Source organism: Herbaspirillum rubrisubalbicans, from assembly GCF_003719195.1.
Classification (GTDB): domain Bacteria; phylum Pseudomonadota; class Gammaproteobacteria; order Burkholderiales; family Burkholderiaceae_D; genus Herbaspirillum; species Herbaspirillum rubrisubalbicans.
The window spans coordinates 268185-284784 of the sequence record NZ_CP024996.1 but is presented as its reverse complement, the minus strand read 5'-3'; the positions used below and the strand labels follow the sequence as shown (position 1 = coordinate 284784).

Annotated in this window: 12 protein-coding genes; 4 read left to right on the top strand and 8 right to left on the bottom strand. The window is 62.4% G+C overall.

The window, feature by feature from the left end; all coding sequences use genetic code 11:
• The first annotated feature begins 8 nt into the window (after positions 1–8).
• Positions 9–860 carry a carbohydrate ABC transporter permease gene (locus tag RC54_RS01295; protein ID WP_058893953.1) on the top strand — a complete coding sequence of 284 codons (852 nt, stop codon included), beginning with the start codon at positions 9–11 and terminating at the stop codon, positions 858–860.
• Here the strand turns inward: RC54_RS01295 and RC54_RS01290 are convergent, their stop codons facing one another.
• The 3 genes from RC54_RS01290 to RC54_RS01280 are packed head-to-tail and all read right to left on the bottom strand — an operon-like array spanning position 861 to position 6555.
• A complete protein-coding gene (locus tag RC54_RS01290; protein ID WP_061789462.1) occupies positions 861–2333 on the bottom strand; it encodes an efflux transporter outer membrane subunit in 1473 nt (490 codons plus the stop codon).
• The gene (locus tag RC54_RS01285; protein WP_061789461.1) at positions 2333–5476 is read right to left on the bottom strand and encodes an efflux RND transporter permease subunit; all 3144 of its coding nucleotides are present in this window, start codon (positions 5474–5476) and stop codon (positions 2333–2335) included. The genes RC54_RS01290 and RC54_RS01285 overlap by 1 nt, the downstream gene beginning before the upstream one ends.
• Positions 5473–6555, bottom strand: coding sequence for an efflux RND transporter periplasmic adaptor subunit (locus RC54_RS01280; protein ID WP_061789500.1), 1083 nt, complete (start codon positions 6553–6555; stop codon positions 5473–5475). Before RC54_RS01280 ends, RC54_RS01285 begins: the two co-directional genes overlap by 4 nt.
• Before the next feature lie 204 nt (positions 6556–6759).
• Here RC54_RS01280 and RC54_RS01275 point away from each other — a divergent pair, with 204 nt between their 5' ends.
• Positions 6760–7455, top strand: a complete 696-nt coding sequence (locus RC54_RS01275; protein ID WP_058893950.1) for a TetR/AcrR family transcriptional regulator — start codon at positions 6760–6762, stop codon at positions 7453–7455.
• On the opposite strand, the gene RC54_RS01270 is transcribed toward RC54_RS01275, so the two are convergent.
• The 4 genes from RC54_RS01270 to RC54_RS01255 form a co-directional block, all read right to left on the bottom strand.
• Positions 7452–8603, bottom strand: a complete 1152-nt coding sequence (locus RC54_RS01270) for an alpha/beta fold hydrolase (RefSeq protein ID WP_058893949.1) — start codon at positions 8601–8603, stop codon at positions 7452–7454. The genes RC54_RS01275 and RC54_RS01270 overlap by 4 nt on opposite strands.
• Complete coding sequence (locus tag RC54_RS01265) at positions 8600–9781, bottom strand: acetate/propionate family kinase (RefSeq protein WP_058893948.1); 1182 nt, start codon at positions 9779–9781, stop codon at positions 8600–8602. Before RC54_RS01265 ends, RC54_RS01270 begins: the two co-directional genes overlap by 4 nt.
• Positions 9778–10782: a bifunctional enoyl-CoA hydratase/phosphate acetyltransferase gene (locus RC54_RS01260; protein WP_255220992.1), complete on the bottom strand. Its 1005-nt coding sequence runs from the start codon at positions 10780–10782 to the stop codon at positions 9778–9780. Before RC54_RS01260 ends, RC54_RS01265 begins: the two co-directional genes overlap by 4 nt.
• 127 nt (positions 10783–10909) lie before the next feature.
• Positions 10910–12871 (bottom strand): putative bifunctional diguanylate cyclase/phosphodiesterase, encoded by a 1962-nt coding sequence (locus tag RC54_RS01255; RefSeq protein WP_244216428.1) that lies wholly within the window; start codon positions 12869–12871, stop codon positions 10910–10912.
• 261 nt (positions 12872–13132) lie between these two features.
• Here RC54_RS01255 and RC54_RS01250 point away from each other — a divergent pair, with 261 nt between their 5' ends.
• Together RC54_RS01250 and RC54_RS01245 are read left to right on the top strand one after the other, a co-directional pair.
• A complete protein-coding gene (locus RC54_RS01250; protein ID WP_058893945.1) occupies positions 13133–13327 on the top strand; it encodes a hypothetical protein in 195 nt (64 codons plus the stop codon).
• A gap of 119 nt (positions 13328–13446) precedes the next feature.
• Positions 13447–14595 carry a GGDEF domain-containing protein gene (locus tag RC54_RS01245; protein WP_058893944.1) on the top strand — a complete coding sequence of 383 codons (1149 nt, stop codon included), beginning with the start codon at positions 13447–13449 and terminating at the stop codon, positions 14593–14595.
• Between the two features lie 23 nt (positions 14596–14618).
• Here the strand turns inward: RC54_RS01245 and RC54_RS01240 are convergent, their stop codons facing one another.
• Positions 14619–16568 (bottom strand): hypothetical protein, encoded by a 1950-nt coding sequence (locus RC54_RS01240; protein ID WP_061789459.1) that lies wholly within the window; start codon positions 16566–16568, stop codon positions 14619–14621.
• Positions 16569–16600: the final 32 nt, after the last annotated feature.

Genomic DNA, 16600 nt, shown 5'->3' with positions numbered 1-16600 from the left:
GGATCGCCATGTTTCCCATGCCGATAGAAAAATGGAAGCCGCTCAACCGCGTGCTGTATCGCGCCTCGCTGCCGGTGGCGCTGCTGATCTGGCTGTTGCCGATGCTGACCGCACTGGTGACCTCGATGCGCTCCAATGACGAACTGATGGCCGGCAACTACTGGGGCTGGCCGCAGGACTTCGCGATGCTGGAGAATTACCGCGAAGCCCTGACCGGCTCGCCCATGTTGCATTACTTCTGGAATAGCTGCCTCATCACCATTCCCTCGGTGGTGGGCGCCATCGCGTTGGCAGCCATGGCCGGCTTTGCACTATCGACCTACCAGTTCCGCGGCAATACGATCCTCTTCGCCACCTTCGTGGCCTGCAACTTCGTGCCGCAGCAGATCCTGATGATCCCGGTGCGCGACCTGACGCTGTCGCTGGGTCTGTTCAATACCATCACCGGCATGATGCTGTTCCACATCGCCATGCAGACCGGCTTCTGTACCCTGTTCCTGCGCAACTTCATCAAGCAGTTGCCGTTCGAAATGATCGAAGCAGCGCGCATCGAAGGCGCCAGCGAGTGGACCGTGTTCTACCGCATCGTGCTGCCGCTGATCCGCCCGGCGCTGGCAGCCCTGGCAGTGCTGGTGTTCACCTTCGTCTGGAACGATTATTTCTGGGCGCTGGTGCTGACCCAGGGCGATGACGTGGCCCCCATCACGGTAGGTGTAGCGGCTCTGCGCGGGCAGTGGACCACCGCCTGGAACCTGGTCTCGGCCGGTTCCATCCTGGCAGCGCTACCCTCGGTGATCCTGTTCTTCGTGATGCAGAAGCAGTTCGTGGCCGGGCTCACCTTCGGCGCCAGCAAGGGTTGATCAGGGCTGGACTGCGCTCTGCTGGGCCTGTGCCTCCAGGCCCACCCCCATGGCTTGGAACAAGGTCGCCGTATCACTCATGCGGCTGGCGGTGGCGCGAATCTCACCCAGCCGGGCATTGAGATACTGGCGTTCGCCAGCACGTGTGGCACTGGCCGGATAGGCGCCAAGCTGGGCGCGCCGTTGCGCATTGCGCCAGCTCTGCTCGGAGGCAGTACGCGCCGCCGCCGATGCCTGCAAGGCATCGGCATCCTGGGTCAGCGCAACCAGGCTATCGGCCACGTTCTGGAAAGCATTCAACACGGTTTGGCGATAATGGGATTGGGCAGCCAGATAGGCTTCCTTGGCTGCATCCCGCTTGGCGCGCAGGGCGCCGCCATGGAATAACGGCTGGGTCAGCGAAGCACCCAGCCCCCACACCGCCCCGACGCCACTGGTCGCCTTGGCCCAGGAAAAACCGGACTGGCCGAACGAAGCATTGATGGACAGGCTGGGAAACATCTCGGCCATGGCCTCCGCCTGCTGGGCCGCAGCCACCTTCAACGCCGCATCGGCGGCCAGGATGTCGGGGCGCTGGCGCAGCAGGTCCGAAGGTACGGTCAATGGCACTTCTGCGGGCAATGTCAATGCGGCGATGTCCAGGTCTGGCGGCGCGGCATCGGGCGTGCGTCCCATCAACACGGCCAGTGCATGACGTGCTCCCTGCCATTGCGCCTTCAGGCCAGGCAGGCTGGCGCGCAATGATTGTGCGGAGGCGCGTGCGGACAGGAGCTCGTCGGTGGACACCGCCCCCAGCGCCAGCCGGCGCTGCATCTCCTCCACATCGGCATCAGCCAGCGCCACCAGGCGCTCGGTCTGCGCGACCTGGGCGCGCAGCGAGGCGGCGTTGATGGCGCTGATGACCACATTGGCCGCCACCGTGCGACGGGCGGCATCGAACTGGTAGGACTGGGCATCGACCTGGGCGGCCAACGCCGAGTTGGCGAAGCGCTGCACGCCGAACAGGTCGAAGGTATAGCTGGCGCGGATTTGCCCGGAAAAGACGTTATAGACATTAGTGGACGGGCCGATGTTGGGCAAGCCCAGGGCGCGCTGGCGCTGGGTCTGGCCGACGGCATCGATGGTGGGCCACAGCGATTCACCGACCTGTGCGCGCAATTGCAGCTGCGCGCCGGCCAGGTTGCGCTCGGCTTGGGCCAGTGAGTGATTGTTGCGCAAGGCTTCGTCCACCCATGCCGACAATTGCGGCGAGCCATAGGCCTGCCACCACTGCGGCACGGCACGCTGGCCCAGCACGAACTTCTGGCGCGCCTCCTGTGGCCCGAGGGTGGCGGGCGTACTCTCAACGGCATAATGGGCCGGCTGCGGCATGGCCGGTGCCTCGCCGCTGGGGCCCAGCGCGCAGCCCGACAGCAGCAAGGCCACAGCCAGCGCCAGCGGGCGGGGGGTGAAGATCGATGGCATGGCGCTCATCAGTGGCTCCCTTGCGCAACAGCGTCACGGTGATGGGTTTCATCCGGCTTGACCCGATAGCACAGCGCATACAGCGCCGGCAGGTAGAACAGGGTCAGGATGGTGGCGATGGTGATGCCGCCCATCAGGGCGGTGGCCATCGGCCCGAAGAAGTTGCTGCGCAATAGCGGAATGAGCGCCAGCACGGCCGCCGCAGCGGTCAGCGTGATCGGCCGGAAACGCCGCACGGTGGCGCCGACGATGGCATCGAAGCGACCGCGGCCGGCGGCGATGTCCTGCTCGATCTGATCCACCAGGATCACCGAATTGCGCATGATGATGCCTAACATGGCGATGGTGCCCAGCATGGCCACGAAACCAAACGGCTGGCCAAACAGCAGCAGCGCCGCCACCACGCCGATCAAGCCCAGCGGCGCAGTCATCACCACCATCAGGGTGCGACCGAAGCTTTGCAACTGCACCATCAGCAACAGCAGCACGGCAATGACCATCAGCGGCATCTGGGCCGAGATCGAGGATTGCGCCTTGGCGTTTTCTTCCACCGGTCCACCCACGTTGATGCGATAGCCCACCGGCAGTTCGCTACGCAAGGCATCGAGTTTCTGATTGACGGCATTGGTCACGTCGATGCCCTGCACCCCAGGTCGCACGTCGGCCAGGACAGTAATGGTGGGCTGGCGGTCACGCTCCCAGATGACGCCATATTCCAGCGTATCGTGGAACCGACCCAGCGTCGCCAGGGGCACCGGGCCATGGGTGGTGGGCATGGACAAGGTGGCCAGGCGCGCAGGGTCGACGCGCTCACTGCGCGGGGCACGCAGGTCGACGCTGATGAGCTTGTCGCGTTCGCGATATTGGGTGACCGTGAAGCCCGACAATTGCATGGCCAGGAAGTTGGAAATCTGCTGACTGCTCAACCCCAGTTCAGCGGCCCGCTTCTGATCGATCTCGAAAGAGACCGAACGCTGCGCCGGCTCATCCCAGTCGAACTGGATGTTGGTGGCGCGACTTTCCTTGCGCAGTTCGGCGGCCACCTGTTCGGCAATGGCGCGCACCTTGGGAATCTGCTCGCCACTGATGCGAAACTGCACCGGGAAGCCCACCGGCGGGCCATTCTCCAGACGCGTCAGGCGTGTGCGCGCACCGCTGAACTGCTTGCGCAGCGGCTCTTCCAGCGCGCGCGCCAGGGCTTCGCGGTCTTCCACTGATTTGGCAGTGACGACGAATTGCGCAAAGTTGGCGCTGGCCAGTTGCTGATCCAGCGGTAGGTAGAAGCGCGGCGCGCCGACGCCGACGAAGCTGACGTAGTGGTCGATCTGGGGCCGGCCCTTCAACAGCGCTTCCATGCGGATCGTTTCGCGCTGGGTGGCTTCAAACGAGGCGCGTTCGGGCAAGCGCAGGTCGATCAGCAGTTCGGGCCGGTCCGAGCTGGGGAAGAATTGCTGCGGCACCAGCGCGAAAGCGGCCAGCGAACCGATGAAGAGCACCGTGGTGAGGATCACCACCCGCCCCCGGAATGCCACGCACCAGGCCACCGCACGACGCAGCAGGGTGTAGACGCGGGTCTGGTAGATGGGGTGATCGTGGTCTTCTTCATCATGGCCGGCATGGGGCTGGGCAGCGATCTGTTCATCGCTCAATGCACCCGGTTTTTCCTTGAGCATGTGATAGCCCAACAGCGGAATCAGCACCACCGCCGCCAGCCAGGACAGCAGCAGCGCAATGGCCGATACCTCGAAGATGGAACGCGTGTATTCGCCCGTACCGGACTTGGCCAGGGCGATGGGCAGAAAGCCCGCCACCGTGACCAGGGTGCCGGTCAGCATGGGGAAGGCGGTGCTGGTGTAGGCGAAGGCGGCGGCGCGGTGACGGTTCCAGCCTTGTTCCAGCTTTACCGCCATCATTTCCACGGCGATGATGGCGTCATCCACCAGCAGGCCCAGCGCCAGCACCAGGGTGCCCAGCGACACCTTGTGCAGACCGATATCGAACAGGTACATGAACAGCGCAGTAACCGCCAGTACGATGGGAATCGAGATCACCACCACCATGCCGGTGCGTATGCCCAGCGACAGCAGGCTCACCACCAGCACGATGGCCACCGCCTCGGCCACTGCTTCCAAAAATTCATCTACTGATTTTTCCACTGCGTGCGGCATACTGGAAACCGCCGTCAGCGTGAGGCCTGCCGGCAGGCGCTTGCGCAATTGTTCAGTTCGTTCATCCAGCGCCTTACCCAGGCGGATCACATCGCCCCCCGGTTGCATGGTCACGCCGATGCCCAGCACCGGCTGGCCGTTGGCGCGCATTTCCTGTTCCTGCGGCTCATCGTAGCCACGGTGGATGGTAGCGATATCGCCCAGGCGGAAATTGCGGTTGTTGATGTGGATGATCTTCTCTTCCAGCGCACGCAGGTTCTCGAACTGGCCGGTGGGACGCACATAGACGCGGTCACTGCCGGTGGTGATGAGCCCGCCCGGCACCACCGCATTCTGGCCGCCGATGGCATCGGCCAGTTGCTGCGGACTGATGCCCAGACGCGTCATGCGGGCATTGCCGATGTCGATGTAGATGTGCTCCTGGCGATCGCCGAAGTAATCGATCTTGGCCACGCCCGGCACGTGCAGCAGTTCGGCGCGCAACTGGTCGGCATAGTCGCGCAGTTGCGCGGGCGTGAAGCCATCGCCGGCCAGTGCGTAGATGTTGGTGTAGACATCGCCGAATTCATCATTGAAATAAGGCCCCTTGACGCCCTGCGGCAAGGTGGCCGCCATGTCGCCGACCTTCTTGCGCACCTGATACCAAGTCTGCGGCACCTGCGAGGCTGGCGCCGTGTCCTTGATGGTGAAGAACAGTTGCGACTGGCCGGGGCGCGAATAGCTGCGCAGGAAATCGACGTCCGGGGTTTCCTGCAGCTTGCGGGCGATGCGGTCGGTGATCTGTTCCTGCACCTGGCGCGCAGTGGCGCCCGGCCAATCGGTCTGGATCACCATGACCTTGAAGGTGAAGGGTGGATCTTCGGATTGCGACAGACGCGAATACGATCCGATGCCCAGCAAGGTCACCAGCGCCAGGATGAAGGTCACCAGCGCCTGGTGCTTCAGGGTCCAGGCGGAAAGATTGAAGCGACCGGGCGCGCTCATAGGGCGAAGTCCTCGGCGTGCAGCGGCGCCACCGGCTTGACCTTCTCGCCCACCGTGAGGGTATGCACGCCTTGCACCACCACCTTGTCATTGGCCGTCACCCCTTGCGAGAGGGCAATACTGCGTTCGCCATAGGCGGCGATGATGACCGGGCGCAGTTCCAGCTTGCCTTCGACACCGACGATCCATACCGCTGGCTTCCCTCCTTGGTGGAACAAGGCAGTGGCCGGCAGCAGCATCACCTGGCCGGCATTGGCATCGGAATGCGGCGTGATGGCCACTTCGCCGATCATGCCCAGGCGCACGCCGGGCTCGGGCTGTTCCAGCGTGAGCTTGACGCGATAGGTGCGACTTTGCGGATCGGCGGCAGGACTGATTTCGCGCACCCGCGCCTGGAAATGCTTGCCCGGCAATGCGGCGAGCGTGACGGTTGCGGCAGCGCCCGGCTGCAAGCTGGCCAACTGACGGTCGGCCACATCGGTAACCACGTCCATCGCCCCCGACCACGCCAGCGCATAGACCGGCTGGCCGGCGCTGAGCACGTCGCCGGTATTGGCCTGTTCAGCGCTGATGACGCCATCATGCTGCGCCACCAGAGTAGTGTAGTCGCGCTGGTTACCAGCCACGGCCGCGCGCGCCTGCGCTGCCTTGAACTGCGAGAGGGCAGCGGCGTGGGCGTCCTGGCTTTGTTCCAGTTGCTGGGTACTGATCAGTTGTTCGTGGGCTTGCTCGGTGTCGCGTTGCAATTGTTTTTCGGCCGCCTCCAGATGCTGGCGGGCGGAGGCCAGCTCGGCCCGCGCCGAGACGGCGTTCTGGTCGGCGTCGGCAGGATCCAGGCGGGCCAGCACCTGGCCCCGGCGCACCACGTCACCCAGGTGCACGCGGCGTTCCACCAACTGGCCGGCCACGCGGAAGGACAACGAAGTCACATAGCGCGACTGCACCTCGGCCGGCAGCTGCAGCGGCAGGCTGCCGCCGCGCTCCTGTGCCTGCAATACCACCACTTCGCGCGGCGCCTCGGCCACCGGGGCCGGCTTGCTGCAGGCCGACAGCAACAGCGCAAAGGACACGGTCAGCAAGGCCAGGGGCACACGCCGGGCGGGCAGAACAGGCGAAACGAACAAAACGGGCTTCACAGCATTCCTTTCGGGAAAAGGAGTGTCGGATCGTCTGGCGTTCCGCATCCTGGAGAGTGATCCTTACCAAACTTCAGCGATTCTAATTCACATATGAATTCAGATGCAATACTGTATTTGAATACAAGGATGCTAGAATCCTGCCCCATGACACGCCAACGACTCAGCCGCGAGCAAAGCCGTGAGCAGACCCGCGAAAGGCTGCTGGAGGCAGCGCACGCGGTCTTCATGCAACAGGGATACGCGCAGACCAGCGTGGAAGACATCAGCGCTGCTGCCGGTTACTCGCGCGGCGCCTTCTATTCCAACTTCGATGACAAGACGCAGCTCTTCTTCGAGCTGCTGCGCCGCGAGGGGGAAACTATCGACCGCGGTTTCGAGCGTCTGCTTGATGGCGGCCTGACCGCGCCGGGTGCGCTGCGCGACGCTCTAGCCACGCAATATTCGGCGCTGTATCGCGATGACCAGTGCAGCCTGCTGTGGATGGAAGCACGCATCGTGGCGCTGCGCGATGAAAAATTCCGTGCGCAGCTCGACGACTTCCTGGAAGGGCGCTACCGCCAGATCACCCGGTTCGTACAGGCCTATTGCCAGGTGACTGGCATCGCGCCCACTGCCCCGCCGCGCGAGATCGCCATCGGCCTCATGGCGCTATGCGAAGGGGTCAGTTTCTCCTACCGCTGCGTGCCCCATATCGTGGATGGCAAGACGGCCGAATCGGTGCTGGCCTGGTTCCTGAAGGCGGCTGTCATGGTGGTGGCGCCAGAGAATACGCCAGCGCAGCCATCGGCCAGCAAGGCGGCACGCAAACCCGCCGCCCGCAAAAAAAACGCTGGTGCCTAGGCACCCGCCGTCAAGGGTGCCATCAACCACTGCGCAATCTGCGGCCAGGTCTCGGCCAGCGTGCGGCTTCCCATGAACAAACCGATATGCCCGCCCGGCACCACGCGTTGCGTGATGTGGGTGGCGGGCGTGCCCATCAGGGTGGCGGCGTTCATCACCTGTTCGGCAGTGGTGATGTCGTCGCGCTCGCCGGCCAGCAGATACAGCGGGCAGTGGATGTCCTTGAGATCAAGCTGCTTGCCCAGCGCCACATACTTGCCGCGCGCCAGCAGGTTGTCCTTGAAGATGTTGCGGATGGCCTGGAGATACCAGCGCCCCGGCAGGTCGACCGTGGTTTCGTACCAGGCCGAGAAGGTCTCGCGCTTGGCCAGGTAGACCGGATCGTCGATGTGCTGGAACAGGTCCAGGTGCTCGGTGAAGTAGTGCTCATCGGGATGCATGTTCTTCCAGCCCTGTAGCATGAAGCTGCCGCGCATGAGTCCGCCGCCGGTACGTACCAGGTCTTCGTAGAAGCGGATCGGGGTGCGCTCCACCATCTGCTTCAAGGGACCATCGCCGGCACCGGCATCGATGGGAGAACCGGCCAGCACCAGGCGCTGCACCATAGGCGGGAAGCGCGCCGCGATCATGGCCGAGATCCAGCCGCCCTGGCACAGGCCGACCAGGTTGACGCGACCACCCAGCTCCTGGATCACCACGCACAGATCGGCCAGGTAGTTGTCGATCTCCAGGTCTTTCATGTCTTCGCTGGCGCTGTGCCAGTCGGTCAGACACACATGCGAGACGCCGTGCGCCATGAGCGTTTCGACCAGGCTCTGGCCATGGTAATAGTCGGCAATCACCGAAGAGTGACCGGCATAGGGCGCCACCACCAGAGTGGGCACGGCAGCGGGCTTGCCATATTCACGCAGGGTCAGCGTGCGCAGCTTCAGGCGCTCGTGGTTGGCGGTGGCCATCCGGGGATGTTGGATGGCGTGCAGCTTGGCTTCTTCTTCCAGAAATCGTAGATGCTTGTCCACCACCTCTTGCCCCTGTCGAAATACCTGGGTGGCCAGCATCATCGGCCAGAACAAGGGCACGCAGCCAGGGCTGACGGCGGCGGCATCGTGGGGGGCAGGGCCGGTGTGGCTGGCAGATGAAGTCGTCATGCGGAACTCCCGGTGATCAGTCTTGCCGCATCGTCGGCAATGACCTGTTCTTCATTGGTGGGAATGACCAGCACACGCAAGCGGCTGGCCTGGTGGCTGATGCATTCGAGGTGCTGCTCGTTGGCGCTTTCATCCAGACGCACACCCAGCCAATCCAGCCGAGCGCAGATGGCCGCACGCATGTGTGCATCGTGCTCGCCGATGCCAGCCGTGAAGACCAGCGCATCCAGACCACCCAGGGTGGTCGCCAGGCGCGCGGCTTCGCCGGCGCAGCGCAGGGCGAACAATTCCAGCGCCTCGCGGGCGGCCGTCTCACTGCTCTGCTGCAAGGTCCGCACATCGGCGCTGATACCTGACACACCGAGCAAGCCGGACTGGTGATACAGCAGATTCTCCAGTGCCGCCGGCGTCATCCCTTGCTGCAACAGGTACAGCAGCACGCCGGCATCGAGCGCGCCGCAACGCGTGCCCATGGGGACGCCTTCGAGGGTAGAGAAACCGGTACTGGCGTCCAGGCTGCGACCATTCTGGATGGCGCACAGGCTGGCACCATTGCCCAGGTGCGCCACCACCACGTTGCCATGCGCCTCGGGCAGATTGCGTCGGCGCAGTTCGGCGGCGATGTAGCTGTAGGAAATGCCGTGGAAGCCATAGCGCAGCACACCCTGGTCGTGCAGCTTGCGCGGCAGGGCGAAGCGGCGCGCCAGCGCATCCTGGTTGGCATGGAAGGCGGTGTCGAAGGAAGCGGTTTGCGGCAGGCCCGGGCGTAGCCGTGCAATGGCACGGATCAGGCGCAGGTTCTGCGGCTGGTGCAGCGGGGCCAGCGGCGCCAGGGCTTCCAGTTCCTGCTCGATGCGTTCATCCAGCAGCACCGACTGCGCCAGGTGCAAACCGCCATGCACCACACGATGGCCTACCGCGCACAGCGCACCTTGCTCGTGACCGACTTCCAGTTGATGCAGCACGCGCTCCAGCACCTGGTCCATGGACGCGGCGGGATCGGCATCGATGTCCATGGCCGAACGCACACCTTCGATATCCAGCCGCAGTTTGAGCGGCGTAAGATGCAGGTCGAGCTGGCCCTGGCCGATTTTCTCGGCGTGCGCACCGTCGAGTCGAAACACCCCCAGCTTGATGGTGGAGGAACCGGCATTGAAAGTGAGCAACCAGCGATTCATGCCACCTCCTTGCCCACGGCGTGCAGCTTGCTGCGCGAGGCGAACAGCCGCGCCAGCGCCGACGAAGCCAGTCGTACCCGCAGGCTGTCGGCGCGGCTGGTGAGAATCACCGGCACCCGCGCACCCAGCACCAGGCCGGCCGCCTCGGCCTGCGCCAGATAGATCAATTGCTTGGCCAGCATGTTGCCGGCTTCGAGATCGGGTACCAGCAGGATGTCGGCGCTACCCGCCACCGGCGACTGGATATCCTTGATGGCAGCCGATTGCAGGCTGATGGCATTGTCGAAGGCCAGCGGCCCATCGACCATCGCGCCGGTGATCTGGTGGCGCGTGGCCATCACGGTGAGGGCCGCGGCATCCAGCGTCGAGGGCATGGCCGGGTTGACCGTTTCCACTGCGGCCAACACCGCCACATGCGGACGCGGCACGCCCATTACATGCAACAGGTCGATGGCGTTCTGGCAGATGTCGCGCTTGTGCGCCAGCGTGGGGGCGATGTTGATGGCCGCATCGGTGATGATGAGCGGCTTGGCATAGGTGGGGATGGCCATGGCGTAGACATGACTGATGCGGCGCTCAGTGCGCAGGCCTGAGCCGGCTCCCACCACGGCACCGAGCAATTCGTCGCTGTGCAGGCTGCCCTTCATGAGCGCACCGACCTGGCCCTGGATGGCCAGTTCGACGGCCCGCGCAGCCGCCGCATGGCTATGCTCGACATCCTCGATGAGCAAGCCCTGCAGAGACAGCCCGGCTTGCTCGGCAATGTGCCGTATCTTCGCTTGCGGCCCCACCAGCAACGGCTCCAGCAAGCCTTCGTCACGCGCCTCCAGCGCGCCCTGCAAGGCCTCGACCGAGCAGGGATGGACCACCGCGACCCGCATCGGCTGGGCGCCGATGGCATCGCGAATGAGTTGACCATAGCGCTCTGCAGGCGTGGCCTGCGTGGGTGGAAACATGTCGTCCTCCTGGGTGTGGGATGGCGTGAGAGCGAGCGTGCTCATGCCTTCTTGCTGTGTTGCAGCATAGCCCCAGGTCGGAGCGAACTCAATTGCTGGTCAGTCCCAAAGTGCAGCAGATCAGAGAAAGCTTGATCTGCTTCAACTTTGGGGAAAGCCTGTCAGGAAACGCTTAACTCCGGCCCTGCGCCTTGACCATCTCACACGCCTGCCGCGCCGGCATCGGTGGCGAGAAGTAATAGCCCTGCATGGCATGGCACCCCATGGCTTGCAGCGTATGCAGGTCTTGCTCGCTCTCCACACCCTCGGCCACCACCTGGAAGCCCAGGCTGCCCGAGAGTTGCAACATGGCCGCCACCAAGGCCTGGTTCTCGGTCTGTCCGGCCAGGCCGGTGACGAAGCTGCGGTCGATCTTCACCCGCGAGACACGCATCTGGCGCAGGAAACCCAGCGAGGAATAACCCACCCCAAAGTCATCGATGGCAATGCTCACGCCCTGCATGGATAGCGCCACCAGGGTCTGGGTGGCGGCTTGCAGGTCCAGCGCGGTTTCTTCGGTGATCTCGATTTCCAGCATCTGGGCCGGCACGCGATAGGTCTTCAAGGTGGCCATCACCAGTTCCTCGATGCACAGGCGTTCCATCTCGCGCGGAGAGATATTCATCGATACCCGTAGATCGCTGCGGGTGCTGGCCTGCAAGAAGCGGATCATCTCGGCCACCTCGCCGATGATGAAACGCAGCAGTTCTTCCGACAGGCCGGCCAAGGCCGCGATTCCGATCAATTCAGGGGCGGCGATGTCGCCATGACGCGGGTGGTGCCAGCGCAACAACGCCTCGAAGCCATCCAGGGTGCGTCCATCGTGATGCACGATGGGCTGGAACCATACCTCCAACTGGCGCTGCGTGAGCGCATGGGCCAGGTCGCGCTCGACATCGCGCTTCATCTGCAGATGGGCATTGAGGCTGTCGTTGAAGAGACAGAACTGGTTGCGCCCACGGCGCTTGGCCTCATACATGGCCGCATCCGAACAGACCAGCATTTCGTTGATGTCTTCGCTGCGGGTGACGGTGATGCCCAGGCTCAGTCCGATATGTCGATGCGCCAGCCGCGCGAACGGTTGGCGCACGGCGTCGATGAGACGGCGCGCCAGGTGCTCGGGCAGCTCGGCGTTGGGTGCCAACGCATAGAGGACCACGAATTCATCTCCGCCCAGCCGCGCCAGCGTGGCCTCGGCCGGGATGCAATCGTGCAGGCGCCGCGCCACTTCGATGAGCACCTGGTCGCCGGCCTCGTGGCCGTAGGCGTCATTGATGACCTTGAAGCCATCAAGGTCGAGAAACATCATGCACAGCGCGTGTTCCTGGCGGGCCACCATGCGTGGCGCCACCTCCATGAAACCGGCACGGCCCAGCAAGCCGGTCAACAGATCATGTTCGGCCTGGTACTGCATCCGCTGGGCGAAACGATGCAAGTCCTGGTGCGCCAGTTCCAACGCCTGGTTGGCAGCGGTGGCCTGGTTCTTCAGCGCGCTGGCGTGGGATACCAGGCCCTCGCTGACCTTGGAACCACGGATCAGCGCGGCCAGGTACAGTAGCACCGCTGCCGCCAGCGCCAGGCGGGTGGAATCGGTCTGGATGCCAGCCAGGCAGACAATGATAGACAGCAGCGGCGGCGTGATGAAACAGATCGGGATACGAGCAAAAGCAAAGCCGTGCGTGACCGCCCCGGCCGTGATGCCGCATACGCAAGTCAGATAGAACAGGGTTTCCGGCGTGGTATAGCCTTCGCACAGCAGGGGTACCCCGGCCCACACGATGCCCGAGAGCAAGGCCAGCATCCAGTGCAGGCGCAGGTTCAGTTCGGTGACCGGATCAACCCGGGCATCGGGCTGCTGACCTTGTCCCAACCAAGGCAAGAGCGCGGCCAGACGCTCCACCGGGATGCGGCAAGCCAGCACGCGCAAGACATTGACCACACCTGAGCAGGCCAGCCAGAGCAAGGCGATGGGCAACTTGTCCGCACGCCAGGCGACGAAGGTGGAAATGAGCCCCAGCAGCATGTTGACCGGCATCGACAGCAAGACCGTCTTGCGTAGGGCCATGAGCTGGTCGGCCCGAATCAATTTCATCATGGACGGTGCATTGCCCGCGTCCTGGACGGGCACATGCGAATTCTGCTGGTATGACATCTTGTTCCTGTTGCGTCAAGGAATGAGCGCCCGAGAAGGCTGGCCCGGCGTGGCTTCCGGATGGGGAGCATAGTACGCGAGCCGGTATGCATTATCTACGTAACAAGAAGAATTCTCATCAAAACAATGGCCCGGTTGAGTTGTATCAACGAGTCTGGCGCAAGAAAACGACAAGCTGGACTCTTCATTCCCAAGGAGAAACTCATGAATACTGACAATGGCAACTGGCTATCAGCCGAACAAGCCGTATTGCCGGACGGCACCGAACGCGTCAATCTGCCGCTGGTGAAGAAGAAACTACCGCTGTTCTCTCCCGAACAGGGGAGCAGGGAAGAGCCCGAATCGACCTCGGCATCGACCACGACAACGACCACGCCGGTGGACGCTAAAACAACGTAAGCATTCCTGCCTAGCGAGAGCCATTGCTCGCGTTGCCGAAGGACAACACTGCGAGCAGGGCGACGAAGGCTACAATGTCAGCCATTCGTACTGCGCCCTCACGGGCGACGCAACACCTCATGGCTCTCGACCCTTCCACCCTACTCATCCTCACCATCGCATTGGCCGCCAGTGCCGCCTGTTATCTGGCGGTGGAGTGGAGCGTGGTGCGCGAACGCTCGCTGCTGATCTGGAGCAGCGGCTTTGCCATCATTACCCTGGGTTCCTTCCTGGCCCTGCTGCGCTCGCGCGGCTACCTGCTGGTCGGCATCTGGTTTGCCAATGGCTTGCTGATCGCAGCGCACGCCTGTTTCCTCACGGGCGTAGCATGGTTTACGCGGCGGCGCTTGTCACACGGGTGGTGGCTGCTGGCCGGCTTGTGGCTGTTGATGCTGCTGCTGCCCACCCATCCCTGGTGGTCACGTGTCATGCTGGGGATACAGTCGCTGATGATCGCCGCCCTGACCCTGCGCGCCAGCAGCCTGCTACGCCCGCATGGCGCTTCGTTGAGCGTGGGCGCGGCGCAATTGCGCCATGTCTTGCTGGTGCATGGCCTGTTCTATGTAGCCAAGGCCGTGTCGGCCCTGGCTTTAGGGGCTTGGGTCGACCTGGCGGCCTTTGGTGGGACCATCATCCAGGTCTCGCTGATCGAAGGGTCGATGGCGGTGATGCTGATCGCACTGTCGATGACCGGCACCGAACGTCAGCGCCGCGAGGAACGCATCGGTCAACTGGCCGCGCGCGATCCGCTCACCGGCCTGTTGAACCGGCGCGCCCTGCACGCGCGTGCCCCGGCCTTACTGGCGCAAGCCAGTGCGCAGCATCCGACAGCGCTGCTACTGATCGACATCGACAACTTCAAGCAAGTCAACGATCTGCACGGCCATGCGGCCGGCGACAAGCTGCTCGAAGCCTTGAGCACGCTGCTGCGCGAGAGCTTGCCCGAACATGCCCTGGCTGCGCGCCTGGGCGGGGATGAATTCGTGATCCTGTTGCAGGACGTGCGCGCAGAGGAACTCATGCGATCGCTGGAAGAGCTGCGGCAGGCCTTTTCCCTGATGGCACGCAATATGTTCGCCACGCCTGATGTGGTGAGCCTCAGTACGGGGGCGAGCCTTGTCGAGGTACCGCCGCTGGATCTCGACAGCGTCATTGCCATCACCGACGCAGCACTCTATGAAGCCAAACGCAAAGGGCGCGATCGTGTGGTCATGACACGTTCCGGATAAACGTAATGGCGAAATACACATGACTATCGGCTTGACCTGATACCGCCCGCACCCGCGCGCTTGAGTTCGACCCGACAGACGATGGCGCGCCCCGAATAAGGCTCATGGATTTTTTCAATCGAGAAAATCGACGGATCAAGGTAACTTTCCCCATCTGCATCAGTGACGAAGATCACTGCAGCATGTGTTTCCAGAACCTTTTCCAAAATGGGTGTGAACTCCACCTCGGAATTATGATCAGCGTTCAACACCTGCACGACGCCATTCAAACCGACAGGCCAAATCTGATCCCCACTTGAGGTGGCCACCCCCGTGCTGGTAGCCGCATGTTGCTCAACCAGCTCCCGAAGCAGATCGTTCAGACGATAATAGGGCATGGCATTTGACTGGGACTTATCCACGATCACGGCCACTGGACCATCCTTTGCAGGGGGGATACCTATCACGTCTTGAACCGCTTTTTCAAGGACTTGCAATGACCCAAGCTGACCTGGCCGCATATCGCCAATGAGCAAACAACGCTCTTTGAGCGCAGAGTCGGAGATACTTTCCAGCGCGCTACCCGCCTCACCGTAATTCACCAGCACGACCTTCGCCTGAGGATGTGCTCGGGCATAATCGGTAAACACATCGACCCAACTCTTTTTGGCCGGCCGCAGGTAGTGTTTGACTTCCACCACCAGATCACACACATCGGTACCGTCGTCTGCACGCCAAAAGGTAAAATCCGGCTGCACATTGCCCTTGCGCTTGGTCTTATCCGCAGGATCTTCCAATTGCGTTCGCACCTCGGACATCAATATATGCCGTGAGGGTGTCAATAGTTCGGCGACGATGGTCTTCCTGAAAGGCAAGGCAATCACGCCACTTTCACTGCGCAGAATCATCTCGTGGCCATCACAGGCATCCACCAGTTTGGATGCAATCCAGGCTGCATAAAACTCGTGTCGCCTTCTCCACAGAGGCAGATCGAGAAAGGCCGACAGCGCGTCGGCGCTATTGGCGATCAAGTAGCTCGCGGTGGGTAGTGTCTTTAACCAATCATCCAGATACGATAACGCGTCATCGCGTTGCTCGGCCGTTAGCGTACACAGCGTTCCGTAAGCGCTCACCAACTTGAGCAACCAAAGATCCGTCTCGCGCGCATAAATACTGCTGGTGGCAAAACCATCCTCTGCGACCACCGGATAGTTTCCAGACCTGACCGCGGCGCGGATCTTCTCCCTATCCATGCCACTGGCGATCAGTTGGGAGAGAACCCTGCGAATAACGTTCCAGATCATCCATACGGGCCCGCTCGACTCGGGCGGTGCAGGCAGCGTATCGATATCGTCGTAACAATCAATGCCGTAGGAAAAGGCAAAATTATTTATGCAAGAAGGCAAACCCTGATAGTCCTGCTTCCTCACGAGACACAACGTATTATGAACAGGAGCGACGTTGTCAAGTATAAGGAGCAGTCTCCAACATTCATCGTTGCTCAACGCCGGATAGGAGATAAGCTCCCCGCCCTGTTCCAACGTCGCGATCCACTTGCGGAAGCTTCTCAGCTCTTCCATCTCCGCGCCATCCCATGCCATCTTCCAGCCATGCGGACCGTGGGTCGCCTCTGCTCGTTCGAACCACTTCAGAATGTCCTTGAGCATATCGATATAGGGTGCCGCAACCTGGAAGAATGCCCGGACGAACTCTTCTAACGATACCGTTCTCAAGATGATCTTGAGGTCTTCCCTATTTTGGGCAAGTTTTTCGCCAACAAGCACTTTGCGCAGCAAATCGACAAGATCCTGGTCACGCCCCGCTGTCTCCAGGCCATTCTCCAGAAGCTGCTCCCATGCCTCCAATGCGGATGTCGCAAACGAATCGTTATTTGTCGCAAGGGCCATAAGTCGTCCAAACCAGAGGTCGGAAAAATAATGAAGCGTGTAGATTACGGGATTTCCATTCTCGCCATCTGAAAAAGAGACTTGCATTGGCCGTTCATATCGAAGCAGTGACCGAACTC

Bases quoted from the DNA above. Each gene is read 5' to 3' on its own strand.
- RC54_RS01255 (WP_244216428.1), bottom strand. From the start codon at position 12,871: ATGATGAAATTGATTCGGGCCGACCAGCTCATGGCCCTACGCAAGACG.
- RC54_RS01260 (WP_255220992.1), bottom strand. From the start codon at position 10,782: ATGAGCACGCTCGCTCTCACGCCATCCCACACCCAGGAGGACGACATG.
- RC54_RS01275 (WP_058893950.1), top strand. From the start codon at position 6,760: ATGACACGCCAACGACTCAGCCGCGAGCAAAGCCGTGAGCAGACCCGC.
- RC54_RS01270 (WP_058893949.1), bottom strand. From the start codon at position 8,603: ATGACGACTTCATCTGCCAGCCACACCGGCCCTGCCCCCCACGATGCC.
- RC54_RS01245 (WP_058893944.1), top strand. From the start codon at position 13,447: ATGGCTCTCGACCCTTCCACCCTACTCATCCTCACCATCGCATTGGCC.
- RC54_RS01295 (WP_058893953.1), top strand. From the start codon at position 9: ATGTTTCCCATGCCGATAGAAAAATGGAAGCCGCTCAACCGCGTGCTG.
- RC54_RS01265 (WP_058893948.1), bottom strand. From the start codon at position 9,781: ATGAATCGCTGGTTGCTCACTTTCAATGCCGGTTCCTCCACCATCAAG.
- RC54_RS01250 (WP_058893945.1), top strand. From the start codon at position 13,133: ATGAATACTGACAATGGCAACTGGCTATCAGCCGAACAAGCCGTATTG.
- RC54_RS01290 (WP_061789462.1), bottom strand. From the start codon at position 2,333: ATGAGCGCCATGCCATCGATCTTCACCCCCCGCCCGCTGGCGCTGGCT.
- RC54_RS01240 (WP_061789459.1), bottom strand. From the start codon at position 16,568: ATGCAAGTCTCTTTTTCAGATGGCGAGAATGGAAATCCCGTAATCTAC.
- RC54_RS01285 (WP_061789461.1), bottom strand. From the start codon at position 5,476: ATGAGCGCGCCCGGTCGCTTCAATCTTTCCGCCTGGACCCTGAAGCAC.